Origin of the sequence: Aureimonas pseudogalii, from assembly GCF_014196835.1 — a bacterium.
GTDB classification, from domain to species: Bacteria; Pseudomonadota; Alphaproteobacteria; order Rhizobiales; family Rhizobiaceae; genus Aureimonas; species Aureimonas pseudogalii.
This window is the reverse complement of record NZ_JACIEK010000002.1, coordinates 314,349-332,905: the sequence shown is the minus strand read 5'-3', so window position 1 is coordinate 332,905 and position 18,557 is coordinate 314,349. Positions and strand designations below refer to the sequence as shown.

Sequence of the window (18,557 nt, the reverse complement as noted above, 5' to 3'; positions counted from 1 at the left end):
CGCGTGCGATCGCGTCGAGGGGACAGGCCCTAACAAAAAAGAGCGGGACCGGTGGGACCCACTCTCACGATCACCGCAGAGAATATGGCTCTCCTATAAGCCCGGCGGCCGCGCTTGGCAAGCCTTGTGGCGGGCTCTCCCCCTCTTCGGGAGGCGCCGTCAGATGCGGCGGAAGGTCAGGTAGGCGCCGACCCGGCCCTCGCGATGGGCCTTGGCCTCGTAGCGCGTGCCCGGCCAGGCCTCATAGGGCGTGCGCCAATCCGCCGGACCTTCGGCGATCCACTCGAAGGCGGGATGATCGCGCAGGTGCCGGAGCGTCCAGTCGACATAGGTCTCGATGTCGGAGGCGAAGCGGAAGGGCGCGCCGGGGCGCAGGGTGCGGGCGAGGCGCGCCAGCGTGCGCTCGTTGACGAAGCGCCGCTTCCAGTGCTTCCGCTTCGGCCAGGGGTCGGGATAGAAGAGATCGACGCCCGAAAGACAGGCGTCGGGCAGCCAGTCGAGCAGGAGCGTCGCGTCGTCGCCGAAGAGGCGCAGGTTCGCGCGCGGCTCGTCTTCCAGCGCCGCCAGCAGCTTGGCCATGGAATTGACGAAGGGCTCGACGCCGATGAAGCCGGTGCCGGGATGGCGGCAGGTCTCATGATGCAGATGCTCGCCGCCGCCGAAGCCGATCTCGAGGCGCACGCCGTCGACCGGCGCGGCGAACAGCGCGGCGAGGTCGGCCGGCGCGGGCTGCGCCAGATCGAGGCCGAGATCGGGCAGCGCCTCGCGCAGGAGCCCGGCCTGATGCGGGCGCAGCGTCTTGCCGCGCGAGCGCCCGAAGAAGTTTTCGCGGACGCGCGCCTGCGGCCCGTTCGAGCGACGTTCAGCGGCCAAGGGCGGCCTTCAGCTTGGGCACGAGGTCGATGCGCTCCCAGGAGAAGCCGCCGTCGCGGCCGGGCTTGCGGCCGAAATGGCCATAAGCGCTCGTGCGCGCGTAGATCGGGCGCGTCAGCGCGAGGTGCTCGCGGATGCCGCGCGGCGTCAGGTCCATCACCTCGCGCAGCACCGTCTCCAGCGCCGCCTCGTCCACCACGCCGGTGTCGTGCAGGTCGACATAGACCGACAGCGGCTCGGCCACGCCGATCGCGTAGGCGAGCTGGATCGTGCAGCGCTCCGCCAGCCGCGCCGCCACCACGTTCTTGGCGAGATAGCGCGCCGCGTAGGCCGCCGAGCGGTCGACCTTCGTCGGGTCCTTGCCCGAGAAGGCGCCGCCGCCATGCGGGGCTGCGCCGCCATAGGTGTCGACGATGATCTTACGGCCCGTGAGGCCGGCGTCGCCGTCCGGCCCGCCGATCACGAACTTGCCGGTCGGGTTGACGTGCCAGACGCAGCTCTCGGCGATCGGCAGCTCGCCCGCGGCCTCGCGCACGAAGGGCTCGACGATGCGCCGCACGTCGGCCGAGGTCAGCGTCTCGTCGAGATGCTGGGTGGAGACGACGATCGACACGATCTCGGCGGGCTTGCCCCCCTCGTAGCGCACGGTCACCTGGCTCTTGGCGTCGGGGCCGAGCTTGCCGGCCTCGCCCTCGCCGGCCTTGCGGGCCTGCGCCAGGCGCTCGAGGATCTTGTGCGCGGTGAAGATCGGCGCCGGCATCAGCTCGGGCGTCTCGCGGCAGGCATGGCCGAACATGATGCCCTGGTCGCCGGCGCCCTCGGTGTTCTTCTCGGCGCCGGTGTCCACCCCTTGCGCGATGTCGGCCGACTGGTCGTGCAACAGCACGTCGATCTTGGCGGTCTTCCAGTGAAAGCCGTCCTGCTCGTAGCCGATCGCCTTGACCGCCTTCCTCGCCGCCGACTTCACCTTGGACTTCACCTTGCCGGGCTCGATCGAGCAGCGGATCTCGCCGGCGATCACGATCCGGTTGGTGGTGGCCAGCGTCTCGCAGGCCACCCGAACGAGCGAGGCGTCCATGCCGGACTTCTTCGCCTCCCGGTACAGAAGATCCACGATCTCGTCGGAGATCCGGTCGCACACCTTGTCGGGATGGCCTTCCGAGACGCTCTCGGAGGTGAAGAGATACTCGCTGCGTGCCATGGATCGTCGTTCCGTCCCGCCTGTCGGCGTCCAAGTGAGGGGATCGTCGGGCCCCAGGATCGCACGGCGCGAACCCTTGCGCCGGGATCGTCACGAACCCCGTCGAAGCGGGGTTAGGATGGGCTGCTGCACCGCGCAAGAAAAAAATGGCGTCGCCGGCCCGCGCGTGCCGCCGGCCCGTGCCCCTTCGTGTCCGTCAGCTGCCGTCTGTGGTCGGCAGAGCCGGCTCCAGCTCGGGCTCTCGCTCCGGCTCCAGCTCCGGCGCGACGTCGGGCGCCGCGTCGGCGAGCGAGCGCACGAGATCGACGATCCGGCGCCGCACCTTGGGGTCGGCGATGCGCGTGAAGGCGCGGTTGAGCTGCACGCTCTCGCTCGACACGGTGAAGTCGTTGACGAATTCGGCGGAGGGCTCGGAAAAGCCCACGGCCGCGGGCGCGAGGTCGCTCAGGCCGTCGAAGAAGAAGGACACCGGCACCGCCATGACCTCCGAGATCTTCTGCAGCCGGCTGGCGCCGATCCGGTTGGTGCCCTTCTCGTATTTCTGGATCTGCTGGAACGTGATGCCGAGGTGCTCGCCGAGCTTTTCCTGGCTCATTCCGGTCATGGTCCGGCGAAGGCGGACCCGGCTACCCACATGGATATCGACGGGGTTCGGCTTCTTCTTGTTCTCGACCATGCGTTGCGTCCCGCCACTTGTCTTCGACCGGTTCCGGGCCTGCGACCGTCGCCGATCACAGCCCGCCGCATGCCGGTCCAGTCAACCCTGCATATCAGCCTCATTCTTCTAGATGAAGTCGGTATGCGGGGAGTTGACGCGCGTCAATCAATCTCTTCGCGAAAGCGAGATCGCCGCCGCCCCCGCGATGATCGCGGCGAGCAGCAGGGCGGCGAGGAACGGCCGGTTTGCGTAGCGCACGAAGGGTGTGGGCGGCCCGGCGAGCGGTAGCGCGGCGTCCACCGTGCCGCCCTCGCCGAGAGCGAGTCCGGCCACGGGGCGCCCGGCAGCGTCGGCCACCACCGAGATGCCGGTGTTGGCGGCACGCACCAGCGGCAGCCCGAAGGCGACGGCCGTCAACTGGGCCTGGCGCAGGTGCTGAGAGGGTCCGGGCGTCAGCCCGTACCAGGCGTCGTTGGTGACGTTGAGGATGAAGTCGGGCCGCTCGCCCGCGGCGTCGATCTCGTCGCCGAAAATGATCTCGTAGCAGACGAGCGGCAGGAAGCGCAGACCCCCCTCGCCCGCCGCCATGACGCGGCGTGCGGCCCCGGCCGAGAAGCCGCCGGGCAGTTCGGTCAACTGCCGGATGCCCCAGCTCTCCAGCAGCGCCTGGAACGGCAGGTATTCGCCGAAGGGCACGAGATGCAGCTTGTCGCCCGCGCCCTCCACCGCGCCGTCCTCGCCGATGACGTAGACCGAATTGTAGAAGCGGGGCTCGCCCGATCCCGCCTCGACGCGCGTCGCGCCGGCGAGCAGCGTCTCGCCCGGTTTCAGCGTCTCGGCGAGGCGGGCCACGGCGTCCGGCCGGTCGGTGAGGACGAAGGGGAACGAGGACTCCGGCCAGACCACGAGGCGACGCGGCGGCTCGCCCGCGGGCGCGTCCGGCACCGGCCCGGCCCAGGGCGCGGCGGTGAGGTCGAGCAGGCGCGCGAAGATGCGCTCGGCCTCGGCCGCGTCCCATTTCTGCGACTGGAGGATGTTGGGCTGCACGATGCGCAGCTCGACGCCTGGCTGCGTGCCCGCGGGCGCCGCCGACAGGCGCCAGGCGCCGATGCCGACATGGCCGGCGACGAGCACCAGCCCGAGGCCGAGCGCCACGCCACGGCCGCGGCGGGCCCCGACCGCGAGCGCCGGCAGCGAAAACACGAAAATGGCGGCGAGCGTCAGCCCGTGAAGGCCGACGAGCGCGACGCTGCCCATGAGGAGCGGCACGGGCGCGGCCATGACGCCGATCTCGTTCCAGGGAAAGCCGGTGAGAAGCGCGCCGCGCAGGGCCTCGAAGCCGGCGAAGGCGGCGGCGAGCGCCAGGAGCCGCGCCGGCCCATCGCTCCACAGAAGGCGGGCCACGGCTGCCGCGAGACCATGGTAGAGCGCGAGGATGGCCGGCAGGCCGACCACCGCCAGCGGCAGCGCCCAGAGAAAGTCCTCGCCATCGACCAGCATGGCCGAGCCCAGCCACCAGAGACCGCCGAGGAAATAGCCGAAGCCAAAGCACCAACCGACGCGGAAGGCCGGCAAGGAGCGGCGCATGAGGCCATGGCCGGGCTCGCCGCTCGCGCCGTCGATCAGCCAGACGAGGAGGGGAAAGGACAGGAAGCCGACGGCCGGCACGTTGACGGGGGCGAGCGCCAGCGTCGCGACGAGCCCGGCGCCGAAGGCGACGAGCGCCCGGCGCCAGCCGGCCAGCAACATGATTCGTCCGGCCAGCCGTTGCAGTCCCATCGTTTCCCCGCGCGGATCGGCCGGCCCGGCCAGCCGGCCAAGCGCACATGACGTCGATTCCCCGGTCTCGTCTCGGCGCATCGTCCGGGCGTGAAACCCGACTCGGGTTGCATGGGAAAAGCTCTAGGAGCCCGAGCTTTCGCGGAACGGGAGCGCGCGCCGGTCCCCTCCCCGTCCGGTCGTCTCAGTCCGGCAGGCTCTCGGCCGCGCCCTCGGGGAAGCGCACGATGCGCAGGCGCTTCACCCGGCGCGGATCGGCTTCGAGGATCTCGATCTCGAAGCCCGGCACCGCCTCCACCACGGTTCCCGCCTCGGGCACGCGACCGAGCGCGTTGACCACGAGCCCGCCGATCGTGTCGGCCTCGTCCTCGTGCATCCGCACGTCGAAATCGAGCCCGACGACGCGCTGCACCTCGTCGAGATCGGCGCGCGCGTCGGCGTAGTAGACACCGTCGCCGGCATCGGTGACGAGGATCTCCTCGTCGTCATGCTCGTCCTCGATGTCGCCGACCACCATTTCGAGAATGTCTTCGAGCGACACGAGCCCGTCGGTCCCGCCATACTCGTCGATCACCAGCGCCATCTGGATGTGGCTCGCCTGCATGCGCGCCATCAGCTCGGCGGCATGCATCGAAGGCGGTACGAACAGCGTCTGGCGCAGCAGACCAAGGTCGGAGATCGTGTGGCGCAGATCGACGCGGCCGAGATCCAGCCCCGAGCGCACCGGCGCCTCCGGCTTGCCGTCCTCGTGCCCGAAGCACAGCGCGGCGCGGGTGACGTGGCCCACCATGTCGCGGATGTGGACCATGCCGAGAAGGTCGTCGAGCCCCTCGCCGAAGACCGGCATGCGCGAATGGCCGCTCTCCTCGAAGCGCTCCATCAGCTCGGCGAGCGTCGCGTTGATCGAGATCGCCTCGATCTCGGTGCGCGGCACCATCACGTCCTCGACGCGCACGTCGTGCAGCTCGAGGATGTTGGTGAGCATCAGGCGCTCGTTGGCGGTGAAGCCGGTGCCTTCGCCGTCCAACGCCTCCACGAACTCCTCGCGCAGCGAGGTGGGCACGCGGGGCTTCAGGAAGGCGACGAGGGACTCGAAGAAACCGGGCTCCTCGACGCGCTGGCGCCGCCGACTTCGGGCATCCGCCGCCGTGTCGGAGGCACCGCGCTCACCGAGCCCCGCCTCGTCGCCATTGCCGCTCATGCTCATCGCGTCACCTGTTCCCCGTTGGGTTCGTGGTCGTCGTCTTCGCCGTCGTCGGCATAGGGGTCGGGAATGCCGAGGCCCGCAAGGATGGCGATCTCGAGCGCTTCCATCGCGTCGGCCTCGCCGTCCTCCTCGTGGTCGTGGCCGAGAAGATGCAGCGTGCCGTGCACGAGAAGATGACGGAAATGGTCGGCCGGGGGCTTGCCCTCGGCCGCGGCCTCTCGGGCGCAGGTCTCGCGCGCCAGCACGAGGTCGCCGAGCAGCGGCCCCGGCGCGTCGCCCGGCCGCAGCGCCGCCATCGGAAAGGAGAGGATGTTCGTCGGCTTGTCCTGGCCGCGCCATTCGCGGTTGAGACCGTGCACTGCGGCGTCGTCGACGAGCGTCACCGAGATCTCCGTCGGCGGGCCGGCGGCGAAGCCCGCTCGGGTGAGCACGGCGTCCAGCGCCTCGCGCACGAGCGGCCCGGGATCGGCGCCGAGCATCGCGGGCCAACCCTCGTCCTCGACGGCGAGCGCGATCACGAGGCCCGCCGCTGCGTCGACGACGGGCGCGGGGCTAGATCGCCCGTCGCTCACGTTCGGAGCCCTCGCCGCAGGGCGCTCATGGCCGGCGGCTCACCGGCTTGGCGCGCTGGTCGGTGGCGTCGCTCTCGTAGGCCTCGACGATCGCCTGCACGAGGCGGTGCCGCACCACGTCCTTGGCCTCGAAGCGCACCGAGACCACCGAGGAGACGCCTTCGAGCACCCGCAGCGCCTCGACGAGGCCCGACGTGTGGCCCGGCGGCAGATCGATCTGGGAAGGGTCGCCCGTCACCACCATGCGCGCGTTCTCGCCGAGGCGCGTCAGGAACATCTTCATCTGCATGGTGGTGGTGTTCTGCGCCTCGTCGAGAATGACGGCGGCGTTCGCGAGCGTGCGCCCGCGCATGAAGGCGAGCGGCGCGATCTCGATGGCGCCGGCGGCGAGCGCGCGCTCCACCTTCTCGGACGGCATCATGTCGTAGAGCGCGTCGTAGAGCGGGCGCAGATACGGATCGACCTTGTCCTTCATGTCGCCGGGCAGGAAGCCGAGGCGCTCGCCCGCCTCGACGGCCGGGCGCGACAGGATGATGCGTTCGACGACGCCGCGCTCCAGGAGCTGGGCGGCGTGGGCGACGGCGAGATAGGTCTTGCCGGTGCCGGCGGGACCGACGCCGAAGACGAGCTCGGAGCGCTCCATGGCGCGCATGTAGGCGTCCTGCGTCGGGGTGCGCGCATGGATCGTCTTCTTGCGGGTGGAGATCTGGGCGAGCGAGATGCGACCCTTCTTCTCCAGCGTCGGCAGCACGAGCTGGTCGTCCTGCGCCACGGCCATGCGCACGGCGCCCTCGACGTCGGAGCGATGGATCTCGTGGCCGCCCTGCAGGCGCTCGTAGAGGATGTCGAGCGTGCGGCGGGCCTGCTCGCAGGCCGAGGGGTCGCCGCGCAGCTCGACATTGTTGCCGCGTGCCCGCGCGTCGACATGCAGCTTCTGCTCGATGAGAGCCAGATGCTCGTCGAACTGGCCGAACAAGGCGCCGGCGAGCCGGTTGTTGTCGAAGGTCAGCACGATATGGGCCATGTCGGACGCGCCGGAGGCTGGAGACATGCCGCGCACTGCCTTCATGCGATTGTCCTTGCAAGGGTGGCCGTCTCGAAGCGCATGGCGCGCGAGAGCGGCGGGAGGTTGTCGGAGGGCTCGGCGCCCACGGCCATCAGGGAATTGGGGCGGGTGTCGCCGATTCGCACCGTGACGATATCGCCCACCTCGCCGGCGCTCGCGGGAATCACCACCGGCAGGAGGTAGGGCGAGCGGCCGATGCGCTGGTTGGCATGGCGGCCGGGCTTCTCGATCAGCACCTCGGTGTCGCGGCCGACGAAGCTCGCCTGGAACGCCGTCTGCTGCTCGCGGATGAGCGCCTGCAGGCGCTCCAGCCGCTCGGTCTTCACGGGTTCGGGCACGTGCCCGTCCATCGCCGCGCCGGGCGTGCCCGGACGGGGCGAGTACTTGAACGTGTAGGCGGCGGCGTAGCCGACCTCGCGCACGAGCGCGAGCGTCGCCTCGAAATCGGCCTCGCTCTCGCCGGGAAAGCCGACGATGAAATCGCCCGACAGCGCGATGTCCGGCCGCGCCTGCCGGATGCGCTCGACGAGACGGTGATAGTCGGCCGCCTTGTGGCGCCGGTTCATCGCCTTGAGGATGGCGTCGGAGCCCGACTGCACGGGCAGGTGCAGGTAGGGCATGAGCGCGCGAAGGTCGCGATGCGCCTCCACGAGATCGTCGCCCATGTCGCGCGGGTGCGAGGTCGTGTAGCGCAGCCGTGCCAGGCCGGGGATCTCGGCGAGCTCGCGCAGCAGAGAGCCGAGACCGTGGCGCCGACCGGCCGCGTCGGTGTGTTCCCAGGCGTTGACGTTCTGCCCGAGCAGCGTCACCTCGCGCACGCCGGCCTCAGCCAGACGGCGCGCCTCGGCGAGGACGGCCTCGCGCGGGCGCGAGACCTCGGCGCCGCGGGTGTAGGGCACCACGCAGAAGGTGCAGAACTTGTCGCAGCCCTCCTGCACGGTGAGGAAGGCGGTGACGCCGCGCGTGCGGATCTGGCGCTCGGAGGCGTCGGGCAGGTGCTCGAACTTGTCCTCCACCGCATAGTCGGTCTCGACCACGCGCTCGCCGGCGCGGGCGCGCCGGAGCGCGTCGGGCAGGCGGTGGTAGGTCTGGGGCCCGATCACGAGATCAACCACGGGCGCACGGGCGATGATCTCGGCGCCCTCGGCCTGCGCCACGCAGCCGGTGACGCCGACCTGCATCTCGCGGCCCTGGCTCGCGCGCTCGGCCTTGAGCACGCGGATGCGACCGAGCTCGGAATAGATCTTCTCGGCGGCCTTCTCGCGGATGTGGCAGGTGTTGAGGAGAACGAGGTCGGCCTCCTCGATGGCGTCCGTCTCGCGGTAGCCCTCGCCGCGCAGCGCATCGCCCATGCGCTGCGAATCGTAGACGTTCATCTGGCAGCCGTAGGTCTTGATGAAGACCTTGCGCTCCGCCGTGCCGCTCTCAACCAGTGTCTCGCTCATGCGTCCTTCGCTGGGTGCCCGCCGGCCGCGGCGCGACCAAACCCAGGCCCATCGACCGGAGCGCCATGCGCCGCCCCGTGGGGTGTCGTGCCGGGACGCATCGCAGCCATCCCGCCGCGCCGTCCGCCTTCGTCCTTTCTATATCGGCCCCGAGCGCGGACGACGCAAGCGACGTTTTGGCGAACGCTAGAGGGCCAACGCGTCAGAGCGGCTGCGCGAGGCTTTGGGCGAGCAGCGTCGCCACCTCGCGCTCGCATCGCCGCGCCACGGCCTTGCGGTCGCTGGAGGGTTCGAAGCGGATGGGCTCGCCGAAGGCGATCTCGACGTCCACCGCGCCCTCGCGCAGGAAGGAGGCCAGATGCGGCAACAGCGTCACGTCGCCCGGCCAGGCCGCGAGCGGGCGCCCGAAGCGGCCCATCGCGATGCCGTTGGCGCGGGTGTAGGCGATCGACACCGGCTGCACGAGCACGGCCTCGACGCCGGAGCGGCGGAGCGAGGCCTGTGCGGCGCCGAACAAGGCGGTCTTGAAAGGCAGGACGCGGTTGCCGTCCGACGTCGTGCCCTCGGCGAAGAGCACCATGGCGTCGCCCGCCGTCAGCCGCTCGCCGATCTCGTCGGCCTGGGCTCCCGTGCGCCCGCGCGCCTCGCGCTCCACGAAGACGGTGCGCTGGAGCCGTGCCAGGAGGCCGAAGCCCGGCCAGTCGCGCACGTCGGACTTGGCGATGAAGGAGAGCGGCAGCACCGAGCCGAGGGCCACGATATCGGCCCAGGACTGGTGGTTGGCGGCCATCAGCAACGGGCGCCCGACGGCCGGGACGCCGCGAACGTGGACGCGCAAGCCCACCGTGCGGACGGCGACGCGGTGCCAGAGATGCGGCAGCCGCCGCGCCAGCGGCCAGCCGCGGCGGATCGCCACCGCCTGCAGCGGCCAGAGCGCGAGCGTCATGAGACCAAGGATGATGGCGACGGCGGCAATGCGCAGACCGGCCACCACGGCACGGCCGGACGTCGCCGACGCATCGGCGAAGGGCCCGGCGGGGCGATGCCCGCTCGTCCCCTCGCCCGGCGCATCAACCAGCGCCAAGGGTCCGCTTCAGGATGAGGGCGCTGGTGCGCGTGCCGTCGCGTCCCGCATAATAGGCGGGGCGGCGGCCCACCTCCTCGAAGCGCAGGCGCCGGTAGAGCGCCAGAGCGGGCGCGTTGGTTTCCTCGACCTCGAGGAAGAGCGAGGCGGCGCGCTCGGCGTGGAGATATTGCAGCACGTTGTCCATCAGCAGCCGGCCGATGCCCTTGCCGCGCGCGCTGCGATCCACGACGATCGTCAGGATCTCGGCCTCGTCCACGGTGAGGCGCGCCAGGACGATGCCGATGGGTTTTGCCTGCCCGTCGCGCCGTACGGCAAAGCCGAACGTGCCGCCCTGCGCCAGGAGCGAAGCGAACTCGTCGCCCGACCAGCCGCCGGCAAACGCGGCACTGTGCAGCTCGGCGGCGTCGTCCAGCTCGTCCGAGCCGAGCGGCTGGACGGTGAAGCCCGGCGGTGTCAGCAGTCCGTCCCAGAAGGACAGGGTCCAGGCCAGAGGCAGATACCAGTACATGTCGCGAGCCTCCCCCAAGGATCGGCCGCGCTCCCCCGAGGCGGCCGTGTTGATGATGGCGCCGAAGCGTTAACCGGCGATGTCGAGACCTGCGCCGGGCTCGCTGCGATGCGAAGCTGCGCGCAGGCCGAGTGGCACCTGCACCTTGGCGTCGGCCCCACGCAGATACAAGGGCAGCGGCGGGGCACCGGGCGCCCTGGCCAGGGCAAGGCGCACGATCGAAGCGATCGGCGCCGAGGTTTCGCCGGCATCCGGCACGAGGCGTGCGCCCGGCAGCCGTTCGGCCGCCAGCGCCGAGCCCGATCCGACGAGACGGAGATCAGCCGGCTCGACGCCCTGCCGCGCGCAGAAGGCCGGCAGATCGTCCACCGCCATCGCCTCGGGCCCCGCAAGCCGTGCGCCGCCGACGGCGTGGAGCGCGACATAGACCTCGCTGCGCCGCGCGTCGTGGACGGCGAGCACAGCGCCATCCCGCGCATGCGGCTCGGCCTGCGCCTCCAGCGTGTCGACGCCGACGCTGGGAATGTCGAGCGCCAGTTCCCAGCCGCGCGCCACCGCCACGGCGACGCGGATGCCGGTGAAGGAGCCCGGCCCGATCCCGATCGCCAGCTTGGCGACATCGCCGTATCCGGCGTCCGCCTCGGCCAGCACCTCGGCGACGAGATCCATCAGCCGCTCGGCGTGGCCCTTGCCGATCGAGGGATTGGCGCTCGCCAGGATCGTGCCATCCGTGAGATCGGCCACCGCGACCGAGCAGCGTTCGTTGGCCGTATCCACCGCCAGCAGCAGCCGGCGGTTCGAAGCATCGCTCATCGGCTCAAAGCCCTCGCCGGAAACCGGTTCAGGCCGCCTCCATGGCTTCCACCGCCTCGACCTCGGGCACGAAATGGCGCAGCAGATTCTCGATGCCGTGCTTCAGCGTCGCGGTGGACGAGGGGCAGCCGGCGCAGGAGCCGCGCATGTTGAGGAACACCACGCCGTCGCGGAAGCCGCGGAAGGTGATGTCGCCGCCGTCCTGCGCCACGGCCGGGCGCACGCGGGTGTCGAGCAGCTCCTTGATCGTGGTGACGAGGCCCTCGTCGCCGGCGTCGAAGAACTCCTCGCCGGAATCGGACGCCTTCGCGCCGCCCGTCGTGGCGCTCGCCGACATTACCGGCTCGTTCGAGAGGAAGTGCTCCATCAGCCCGGCGAGCACGGCCGGCTTCAGGTGCTGCCACGCCGTCTCGTCCTTGGTGACGGTGACGAAGTCGTAGCCGAAGAACACCGCCGTGACGCCTTCGATCGCCATCAGGCGCGCGGCGAGCTTGGAACGCGCCTCGGCGTCGTCGCGGTCGAGGAACTCCGCCGTGCCGTTCTCCAGCACCACGCGGCCGGGCAGGAACTTCAGGGTCTGCGGGTTCGGGGTGGATTCGGTCTGGATGAACATGGCGCGTCCTTGAGGCGAAGGCGGCAAAAAGCGGCGTTCCCCTCAGATAAGCGCCCGCGCCGCCGCCCGCAAGCAAAGCCGCCGCCCGCCCTCTCTCAGCAGAGGCTCTGGATCTCCTCGTCGCTGAGCGTCGCCGGCACGATCGTCACCGGAATCGGGAAGGCCGAGCCCGAGCCCGCCACCGCCGAGACCAGCGGTCCCGGTCCTTCCGTCGAATCGCTCGCCGCGAGCACGAGGATGGCGATCTCGCGGTCGGCCTCGATGAGATCGCGGATCTCGTCCACCGTCTTGCCCTCGCGCACCAGCGTCTCGGGCTCCAGGCCGACGGCCAACCGGATCTCGTCGGCGACCCGCGACAGGCGCGTCTCCGCCTCCTCCGTCGCCTCCGCCCGCATGATCTCGCCCACCCCCAGCCATTGCTGGAAATCCGCACCGTCGATCACGTAGAGCAGCACTGCCGCGCCGCCGCTCGCCTTGGCGCGCCGCGCCGCATAGGCCGCCGCACGCCCGCATTCGGGCGTCTCGTCCACCACCGCCAGAAATTTGCGACGCCCGCCGGCGTCGCGTCCCAATCGCTTCGATACCATGGCCGGACCATGGCAGCGCCGGTCGGCGGCGGCAAGCGGGCGGGGGTTGTGGACGAGGCGGGGCTGCCGCCCCGAGCCCCGCCCTGGGGCTGACACCCCCGGACCCCCGCTTTCTTTTGATCGATGATCGGGGCGGGCCAGCGGCCCACCCCGATCATCGAAGGAAGTGAAGGGGTTCCAAGGGCCTTAGGCCCTTGGCGGGGTCTGGGGCAGAGCCCCCGTCTTGCCGCGCCCGTCAGTTGCCGAGGAGGCCGATGATGGACTTGACCTCGGCGAGCGTGGTCGCGGCGATGGCGCGGGCGCGGGCGGCGCCGTCGCGCAGGGTGCGGTCGATCTCGGCGGGGTCGGCGAGGTGGCGGCGCATCTCGCCGGCGATGGGCGCGAGCTTCTCCACGGCGAGGTCCGCGAGCGCCGGTTTGAACTCGGAGAAGGGCCGGCCGCCGTATTCCGTCAGCACGTCGGCCTTGGTGCGATCGGCGAGCGCGGCGTAGATGCCGACGAGATTGTCGGCCTCGGGGCGCCCGGCGAGGCCCTTGGGCTCGGAGGGCAGCGCGTCGGGGTCGGTCTTGGCCTTGCGGATCTTCTTCGAGATCGTGTCGGCATCGTCGGTGAGGTTGATGCGCGAGAGGTCGGAGGGGTCCGACTTCGACATCTTCTTCGACCCGTCCTTCAGGCTCATGATCCGCGTCGCCGGACCCTCGATCAGGGGCTCGGTGAGCGGGAAATAGCCGTCCACGGTCTCGTCACCCACAGGCATGGGCACGCCGAGGCCCTTCTCGGAAATGCGGGCCGAGAAATCGTGGTTGAACTTGGCGGCGATGTCGCGCGTCAGCTCCAGATGCTGCTTCTGGTCCTCGCCCACCGGCACGAGCGTCGCGCGGTAGGCCAGGATGTCGGCCGCCATGAGGCTGGGATAGGCGAGGAGGCCCAGCGAGGCGTTCTCGCGATCCTTGCCGGCCTTGTCCTTGAACTGCGTCATGCGGTTCATCCAGCCGAGCCGGGCGACGCAGTTGAAGATCCAGGCGAGCTCCGCATGCTCGGGCACGCGGCTCTGGTTGAAGAGGATGTGTTCCCCGGCGTCGATGCCGCTCGCCAGAAACGCCGCCGTGACCTCGCGGATCTGCCGCTCCAGATCGGCCGGCTCCTGCCACACGGTGATGGCGTGGAGATCCACCACGCAGAACAGGCACGGATGCTCGGCCTGCAACGCCACCCAGCGCCGGATGGCGCCGAGATAGTTGCCGAGATGCAGGTTGCCCGTGGGCTGGACGCCGGAAAACACCAGCGGCTTGAAAGCGGTCATCGCACGCGAACTCCAAAGGACGCCGGTTGGAAGGGCGTCGGACAAGTCGCGCCTTATGGCCGAGCCGCGCCGGGCGATCAAGCGAGACGCAAGGGTCTGGACCATGCGGGGCGCTGCCCCTGCACCCCGCCAAGGGCCTGAGGTCCTTGGAACCCCGTCACTTCCTTACGCGATCGGGGCGGGCCGCTGGCCCACCCCGATCGCGGATCGAAAAGAAGCGGGGGTCCGGGGGTGTTAGCCCTCGGGCGGGGCTCGGGGCGGCAGCCCCGCCTTGGCTCAGACCCGCGCCTTGCGTCGGCCGCGCAGGAGCTTGGCGACGAGGGTGCGGTCGGCGGCGCCGGTGGCGAGGGCGACCGCGAAGTAGACGGCCATCGCCGCCACGACGAGGAGGACGAGGGCGCCGGCCTGATGGAGGGCGGAGGCGCCGGTGGCGAGATAGGGGTGGAGGACGCGCATCATCGCCAGGAGCGCCGCGCCCATGGCGGCGGCGGAGAGGACGACGAGGGCGCATCGTTTCACCAGGGCCCGGTCGACATGCCAGAGCCCCTGCCGGCGCAGGCCCTCGAAGAGCAGCCAGGCGTTGAGCCAGCCGGCGAGCGTGGTGGCGAGCGCGATGCCGCGCTCGGCGTAGAGCCAGAAGAGCACGAGGCTCAGAGCCGTGTTCGCGGCAGCCGAAAAGCCGGTGACGATCATCGGGGTGCGGGTGTTCTCGCGGGCGAAATAGCCGGGCGAGAACACCTTGATGAGCACGAAGGCGGGCAGGCCGAGCGCGTAGAGGCCGAGAACGGCGGCGACGCGCACGGTGGTCGTCGGGTCGAAGGCGCCGCGCTCGTAGATGAGGCGGATGATCGGCTCGGGGATGATGAACAGCGCCACCGCCGCCGGCACGGTGAGGAAGAGGGCGAATTCCAGCGAGCGGTTCTGCGTGTGCTGGGCCTCTTCCATGCGCCCGGCCTTGAGGGCGCGGGCGAGCTCGGGCAGCAGCACCACGCCGATGGCGACGCCCACCATGCCGAGCGGCAGTTGGTAGGGCCGGTCGGCATAGGTGAGGATCGACACGGCTCCGGGCTGGTAGGAGGCGATGGCCTGGCCGACGAAGAGGTTGATCTGGGTGATGCCGCCGATGAGCGCGGCGGGGCCGGCGAGCACGAGCAGGCGCTTCAGGCTCTTCGTCCAGCGCGGCCGGCGCAGCGCCACCGAGAAGCCGGCGAGGCGCATGGCGAGCGTGACGACGACGAGCTGGCCGATTCCGGCCACGAGCACGCCCCAGCTCATGAGGAAGCCGATCGTGCGCTCGTCGGCGCCCCGCCACCAGCACCAGGCGAGAACGCCGATCAGCGCGAAGTTGAGGATGGTCGGCGCCACGGCCGCGGCGAAGAAGCGGCGGAAGGCGTTGAGGATGCCCGACACCATCGCCATCATCGACATGCAGGCGAGATAGGGAAACATGATCCGCGAGAAGGCGACGGTGATCGCGAAGCGGTCCTCGCAGGAGAGCTGCTGGCGCAGCGTCTCGGGGTCGTCGATGCAGGCGGCGAGGCCCGGCGCGATCACGGTCTTCACCAGGAAGGGCATGAAGATCATGGCGGCAAGCGTGAGGATCGCGAGCACCGTGAAGAGCGTCGAGAAGACCTCGGCCGCGAAGCGCCGGGCGCCCTCCTCGCCCTCCTCCTCGAGCGAGCGCGCGAAGAGGGGAATGAACGCGGCGTTGAAGGCGCCCTCGGCGAAGAGCCGCCGGAATAGGTTGGGAAAGCGGAAGGCGAGGTTGAAGGCGTCGGCGACCGGGCCGATGCCCAGCGCGGACGCCATCATCATCTCGCGTGTGAAGCCGAAGACGCGGCTGACGAGCGTGGCGCCGCCGACGGTGGCGAACTTCTTCAGGAGGCTCAAGAGACGATTCCGAAGGCGACCGGCGAGGGCTTGGCGGAGGGCGACGAGACCTCGCCCTCGGGACTGTCGAAGACCGCGAGGAGGCGGCGACGGATGCGCTCGGTGCGGCCCTCGCCGGCGATCTTCAGGCCGAGGAGATCGGTGACGTAGAAGACGTCGACCACCTTCTCGCCGTAGGTGGAGATGTGGGCGGAGCGGATGTCGAGATTGAGGTCCGAGATCGCGCCGGTGAGGTCGGCCAGCAGCCCGGGCCGGTCGAGCCCCTCGACCTCGATCACGGTGAGGAGGTTGGAGAGGCCGTTGTCGACGTCGATGCGCGGCCGGAAGGCGAAGGAGGGCAGCACGCGCGGCGCGCGCCGGCGCGCCAGCATGGCCGGGATCGCCTCGCGCCCGTCCATCAGCGCCTCGATGTTGCGGGCGATGCGGCCGGCCCGGCGCAGCTCGTCCTCGTCGTCGGTGAACTCGCGGTTGACGGTGACGACGTCGAGCGCGCGCCCGTCGGTCATCGTGAAGATCTGCGCGTCGGCGATGTTGGCGCCGGCCGCCGCGCAGCCGCCCGCGATGATCGAGAGGAGGCGCGGATGGTCGGGCGCCAGCACGGTGATCTCGGTGATGCCGCGGAACCGGTCGGTCTGCGCCATGGTCGTGAAGCTGCGGCCCGCCCGGTCGGCGTCGCGCACGAACTCGGCGTGGCGCACCTGCTCGTCCACCGGCACGGTGAGGAGGTAGTTCTGGTAGTGCCCGTCGACGGCGCGGGTACGCTCCTCCTCGGCCCAGCCCTCCAGATGCGCGGCGAGCTGGCGGCGGGCATACTGGGTGCGCTGGTCGCGCGAGGTCTCGGAGAAGCCGCCGGTGAGCACCAGCTCGGTCTCGGCGTAGAGCGTGCGGATGAGCTGGCCCTTCCAGCCGTTCCAGACGCCGGGGCCGACGGCGCGGATGTCGCAGACGGTGACAATCATCAGGAGCTTCAGGCGGTCGAGGGTCTGCACCCGCTCGGCGAAGTCGCGGATCGTCTTGCGGTCGGTGAGGTCGCGCTGCTGCGCCGTCATCGACAGCACGAGATGGTCGCGCACCAGCCAGGCGACGAGCGCGGTCTCGCGCGCGTCGAGCCCGAAGCGCGGGCAGAGCTCGTAGGCGATGATTTCGCCGGCGATCGAATGGTCCTCCGGCCGCCCCTTGGCGATGTCGTGGAGGAGCAGCGCCACGTAGAGCGGCACGCGGTCCTTCACCGTGTGGACGATGGCGCTCGACACGGGAAGCTCCTCGCCCGAGACGCCGCGCTCCAGCCGCGACATCTCGGCGACGGTGCGCAGCAGATGCTCGTCCACCGTGTAGGAATGGTACATGTTGAACTGCATCATCGAGACGATCTTGCCGAACTCTGGGATGAAGCGGCCGAGGACGCCCGCCTCGTTCATCCGGCGTAAGTGCAGCTCGGGGTCGGTGCGGTCGGTGAGCACGTCGAGGAAGAGGGCGTTGGCCTCCGGGTTGGCGCGAAGCGAGGCGTCGATCAGGCGCAGCGAGCGGCGGATCAGCTTCAGCGCGTCCGGGTGGTATTCGAGCTGGTGCACCGCCGCGAGCTTGAAGATGCGCAGGAGGTTCACCGGGTCGGCGGCGAAGACGTGGCGGTCGGCGACGGTGATGCGGTCGTTGTCGACGAGGAAGGCGAGCGTACCGGGGATCGAGCGCGCGCGCCGGCGCAGCGAGCGCACGAAGGCGCGAAGGCCCGGCGCGTCCTTGGCCTTCTCGTCCTCGAGCGCGGCGCAGAAGATGCCGGTGAGGTCGCCGACGTCCTTGGCGATGAGGAAGTAGTGCTTCATGAAGCGCTCGACCTCGGTCAGCCCGGGATGGCTGCTGTAGCCGAGGCGACGGGCGATCTCGGGCTGGATGTCGAAGGAGAGGCGCTCCTCCGCCTTGCCGGCGAGAAAGTGCATGTGGCAGCGCACGGCCCAGAGGAAGTCCTCGGCCTTCTGGAAGATCTGCCCCTCGCGCCGCGAGAAGACGCCCTTGGCCACCAGCGCCTCGCGCGTGTCGACGCGGTAATGGTCCTTGGCGATCCAGAACAGCGTGTGGAGGTCGCGCAGGCCCCCCTTCCCTTCCTTGACGTTGGGCTCCACGAGATAGCGCGTGTCGCCGCTCTTGGCGTGGCGCGCGTCGCGCTCGGCGAGCTTGGCGGCGATGAACTCGCGGCCCGTGCCCGTCTGCACCTCGGCCTCGAAGCGGGCGCCGAGTTCCGCGAAGAGCGCCTCGTCGCCGCAGACCCGGCGGCGCTCCAGAAGCGCCGTGCGGATCGTGAAGTCGGTCTCCGACAGGCGCACGCATTCCTCCACCGAGCGCGTGGCGTGGCCGACCTTCAGGCCGAGATCCCAAAGGAGATAGAGAAGATACTCGGCCACCTGCTCGCCGAGCGCGGTCTGCTTGTAGGGCAGCAGGAACAGGAGATCGATGTCGGAGCCCGGCGCCAACGTGCCGCGCCCGTAGCCGCCGACCGCCAGGATCGCCATGCGCTCGCCGGCGGAGAGGTTGGGCGAGCCGAAGACGTGGTGCAGCGCGAACGCGTAGACGGCGCGGATGATCTCGTCCTGAAGGTGCGAGATGCGCGCCGCACAGGAGAGCCCGCCGCCATCCGCGAAGAGCATCTCCTGCGCCGCCTGGCGCCCATGCGCGTTGACGCCCTTGAGGATCTGCAGGACGCGGGCTCTCAGTTCCGGATCGCCGGCGCGAAGGCCGCCCTCCGGCCCGCCGAGCGCATCGAGCTCGGCGCGCAGCGCGGTGCCGTCGACGATCTCGCCGAGACGCAGCTCGTCGAGACGCAGCGCGCCGGAGCGCGAGGAACCGCCGCGCGGGGCGGATGCCTCACGTGGGCGGGTCGCGACCTTCGCCGTCGTCGCCGGAACCGTCATGTCGATGCCTTCCGTCAGGGGCCTGTCGCTATAGAGCATTTCGCCCGCTGAC

At 70.5% G+C, this 18,557-nt stretch carries 15 protein-coding genes and 1 pseudogene; all 16 read right to left on the bottom strand.

What is annotated here, in order from left to right; genetic code table 11:
• Nucleotides 1–159: 159 nt before the first annotated feature.
• The 16 genes and pseudogenes from trmB to GGR04_RS08025 all read right to left on the bottom strand — a co-directional run bounded on the left by trmB (nucleotide 160) and on the right by GGR04_RS08025 (nucleotide 18,505).
• Entirely contained in the window at nucleotides 160–873 is a 714-nt protein-coding gene (gene trmB, locus GGR04_RS08100; RefSeq protein WP_183199332.1) for a tRNA (guanine(46)-N(7))-methyltransferase TrmB, read from the bottom strand.
• Entirely contained in the window at nucleotides 863–2,074 is a 1,212-nt protein-coding gene (gene metK, locus GGR04_RS08095; RefSeq protein ID WP_183199331.1) for a methionine adenosyltransferase, read from the bottom strand. The genes trmB and metK overlap by 11 nt, the downstream gene beginning before the upstream one ends.
• Nucleotides 2,075–2,348: 274 nt before the next feature.
• Nucleotides 2,349–2,750 (bottom strand): annotated as a pseudogene (locus GGR04_RS08090) (helix-turn-helix domain-containing protein); the annotation flags it as partial.
• Between the two features lie 147 nt (nucleotides 2,751–2,897).
• Nucleotides 2,898–4,481: an apolipoprotein N-acyltransferase gene (gene lnt, locus GGR04_RS08085; RefSeq protein WP_246392945.1), complete on the bottom strand. Its 1,584-nt coding sequence runs from the start codon at nucleotides 4,479–4,481 to the stop codon at nucleotides 2,898–2,900.
• Between the two features lie 214 nt (nucleotides 4,482–4,695).
• Nucleotides 4,696–5,712, bottom strand: a complete 1,017-nt coding sequence (locus GGR04_RS08080) for a hemolysin family protein (RefSeq protein ID WP_376769840.1) — start codon at nucleotides 5,710–5,712, stop codon at nucleotides 4,696–4,698.
• Nucleotides 5,713–5,714: 2 nt separating this feature from the next.
• Nucleotides 5,715–6,197 carry an rRNA maturation RNase YbeY gene (gene ybeY / locus GGR04_RS08075; RefSeq protein WP_183199408.1) on the bottom strand — a complete coding sequence of 161 codons (483 nt, stop codon included), beginning with the start codon at nucleotides 6,195–6,197 and terminating at the stop codon, nucleotides 5,715–5,717.
• Nucleotides 6,198–6,315: 118 nt separating this feature from the next.
• Nucleotides 6,316–7,359, bottom strand: coding sequence for a PhoH family protein (locus tag GGR04_RS08070; RefSeq protein ID WP_183199327.1), 1,044 nt, complete (start codon nucleotides 7,357–7,359; stop codon nucleotides 6,316–6,318).
• Entirely contained in the window at nucleotides 7,356–8,801 is a 1,446-nt protein-coding gene (gene miaB / locus GGR04_RS08065; protein ID WP_183199326.1) for a tRNA (N6-isopentenyl adenosine(37)-C2)-methylthiotransferase MiaB, read from the bottom strand. Before miaB ends, GGR04_RS08070 begins: the two co-directional genes overlap by 4 nt.
• Before the next feature lie 202 nt (nucleotides 8,802–9,003).
• On the bottom strand, nucleotides 9,004–9,795 hold the full coding sequence (gene olsA / locus GGR04_RS08060; protein ID WP_376769839.1) for a lyso-ornithine lipid O-acyltransferase: 792 nt from the start codon (nucleotides 9,793–9,795) through the stop codon (nucleotides 9,004–9,006).
• Nucleotides 9,796–9,871: 76 nt separating this feature from the next.
• Nucleotides 9,872–10,396, bottom strand: a complete 525-nt coding sequence (locus tag GGR04_RS08055) for a GNAT family N-acetyltransferase (RefSeq protein ID WP_183199325.1) — start codon at nucleotides 10,394–10,396, stop codon at nucleotides 9,872–9,874.
• Between the two features lie 69 nt (nucleotides 10,397–10,465).
• Complete coding sequence (gene tsaB / locus GGR04_RS08050; RefSeq protein ID WP_183199324.1) at nucleotides 10,466–11,209, bottom strand: tRNA (adenosine(37)-N6)-threonylcarbamoyltransferase complex dimerization subunit type 1 TsaB; 744 nt, start codon at nucleotides 11,207–11,209, stop codon at nucleotides 10,466–10,468.
• Nucleotides 11,210–11,237: 28 nt separating this feature from the next.
• A complete protein-coding gene (locus GGR04_RS08045) occupies nucleotides 11,238–11,822 on the bottom strand; it encodes a NifU family protein (protein WP_183199323.1) in 585 nt (194 codons plus the stop codon).
• Between the two features lie 95 nt (nucleotides 11,823–11,917).
• Complete coding sequence (locus GGR04_RS08040) at nucleotides 11,918–12,409, bottom strand: universal stress protein (RefSeq protein ID WP_183199322.1); 492 nt, start codon at nucleotides 12,407–12,409, stop codon at nucleotides 11,918–11,920.
• A 235-nt stretch (nucleotides 12,410–12,644) separates the two neighbouring features.
• Nucleotides 12,645–13,712 (bottom strand): tryptophan--tRNA ligase, encoded by a 1,068-nt coding sequence (gene trpS / locus GGR04_RS08035; protein WP_183199321.1) that lies wholly within the window; start codon nucleotides 13,710–13,712, stop codon nucleotides 12,645–12,647.
• A 276-nt stretch (nucleotides 13,713–13,988) separates the two neighbouring features.
• Nucleotides 13,989–15,602, bottom strand: coding sequence for a murein biosynthesis integral membrane protein MurJ (gene murJ, locus GGR04_RS08030; RefSeq protein WP_183199320.1), 1,614 nt, complete (start codon nucleotides 15,600–15,602; stop codon nucleotides 13,989–13,991).
• Nucleotides 15,599–18,505, bottom strand: coding sequence for a [protein-PII] uridylyltransferase (locus GGR04_RS08025; RefSeq protein ID WP_183199319.1), 2,907 nt, complete (start codon nucleotides 18,503–18,505; stop codon nucleotides 15,599–15,601). The genes murJ and GGR04_RS08025 overlap by 4 nt, the downstream gene beginning before the upstream one ends.
• Nucleotides 18,506–18,557 lie beyond the last annotated feature (52 nt).

Bases quoted from the DNA above. Each gene is read 5' to 3' on its own strand.
- metK (WP_183199331.1), bottom strand. From the start codon at position 2,074: ATGGCACGCAGCGAGTATCTCTTCACCTCCGAGAGCGTCTCGGAAGGC.
- lnt (WP_246392945.1), bottom strand. From the start codon at position 4,481: ATGTTGCTGGCCGGCTGGCGCCGGGCGCTCGTCGCCTTCGGCGCCGGG.
- GGR04_RS08080 (WP_376769840.1), bottom strand. From the start codon at position 5,712: ATGAGCGGCAATGGCGACGAGGCGGGGCTCGGTGAGCGCGGTGCCTCC.
- ybeY (WP_183199408.1), bottom strand. From the start codon at position 6,197: ATGCTCGGCGCCGATCCCGGGCCGCTCGTGCGCGAGGCGCTGGACGCC.
- GGR04_RS08070 (WP_183199327.1), bottom strand. From the start codon at position 7,359: ATGAAGGCAGTGCGCGGCATGTCTCCAGCCTCCGGCGCGTCCGACATG.
- miaB (WP_183199326.1), bottom strand. From the start codon at position 8,801: ATGAGCGAGACACTGGTTGAGAGCGGCACGGCGGAGCGCAAGGTCTTC.
- GGR04_RS08055 (WP_183199325.1), bottom strand. From the start codon at position 10,396: ATGTACTGGTATCTGCCTCTGGCCTGGACCCTGTCCTTCTGGGACGGA.
- tsaB (WP_183199324.1), bottom strand. From the start codon at position 11,209: ATGAGCGATGCTTCGAACCGCCGGCTGCTGCTGGCGGTGGATACGGCC.
- GGR04_RS08045 (WP_183199323.1), bottom strand. From the start codon at position 11,822: ATGTTCATCCAGACCGAATCCACCCCGAACCCGCAGACCCTGAAGTTC.
- GGR04_RS08040 (WP_183199322.1), bottom strand. From the start codon at position 12,409: ATGGTATCGAAGCGATTGGGACGCGACGCCGGCGGGCGTCGCAAATTT.
- trpS (WP_183199321.1), bottom strand. From the start codon at position 13,712: ATGACCGCTTTCAAGCCGCTGGTGTTTTCCGGCGTCCAGCCCACGGGC.
- GGR04_RS08025 (WP_183199319.1), bottom strand. From the start codon at position 18,505: ATGACGGTTCCGGCGACGACGGCGAAGGTCGCGACCCGCCCACGTGAG.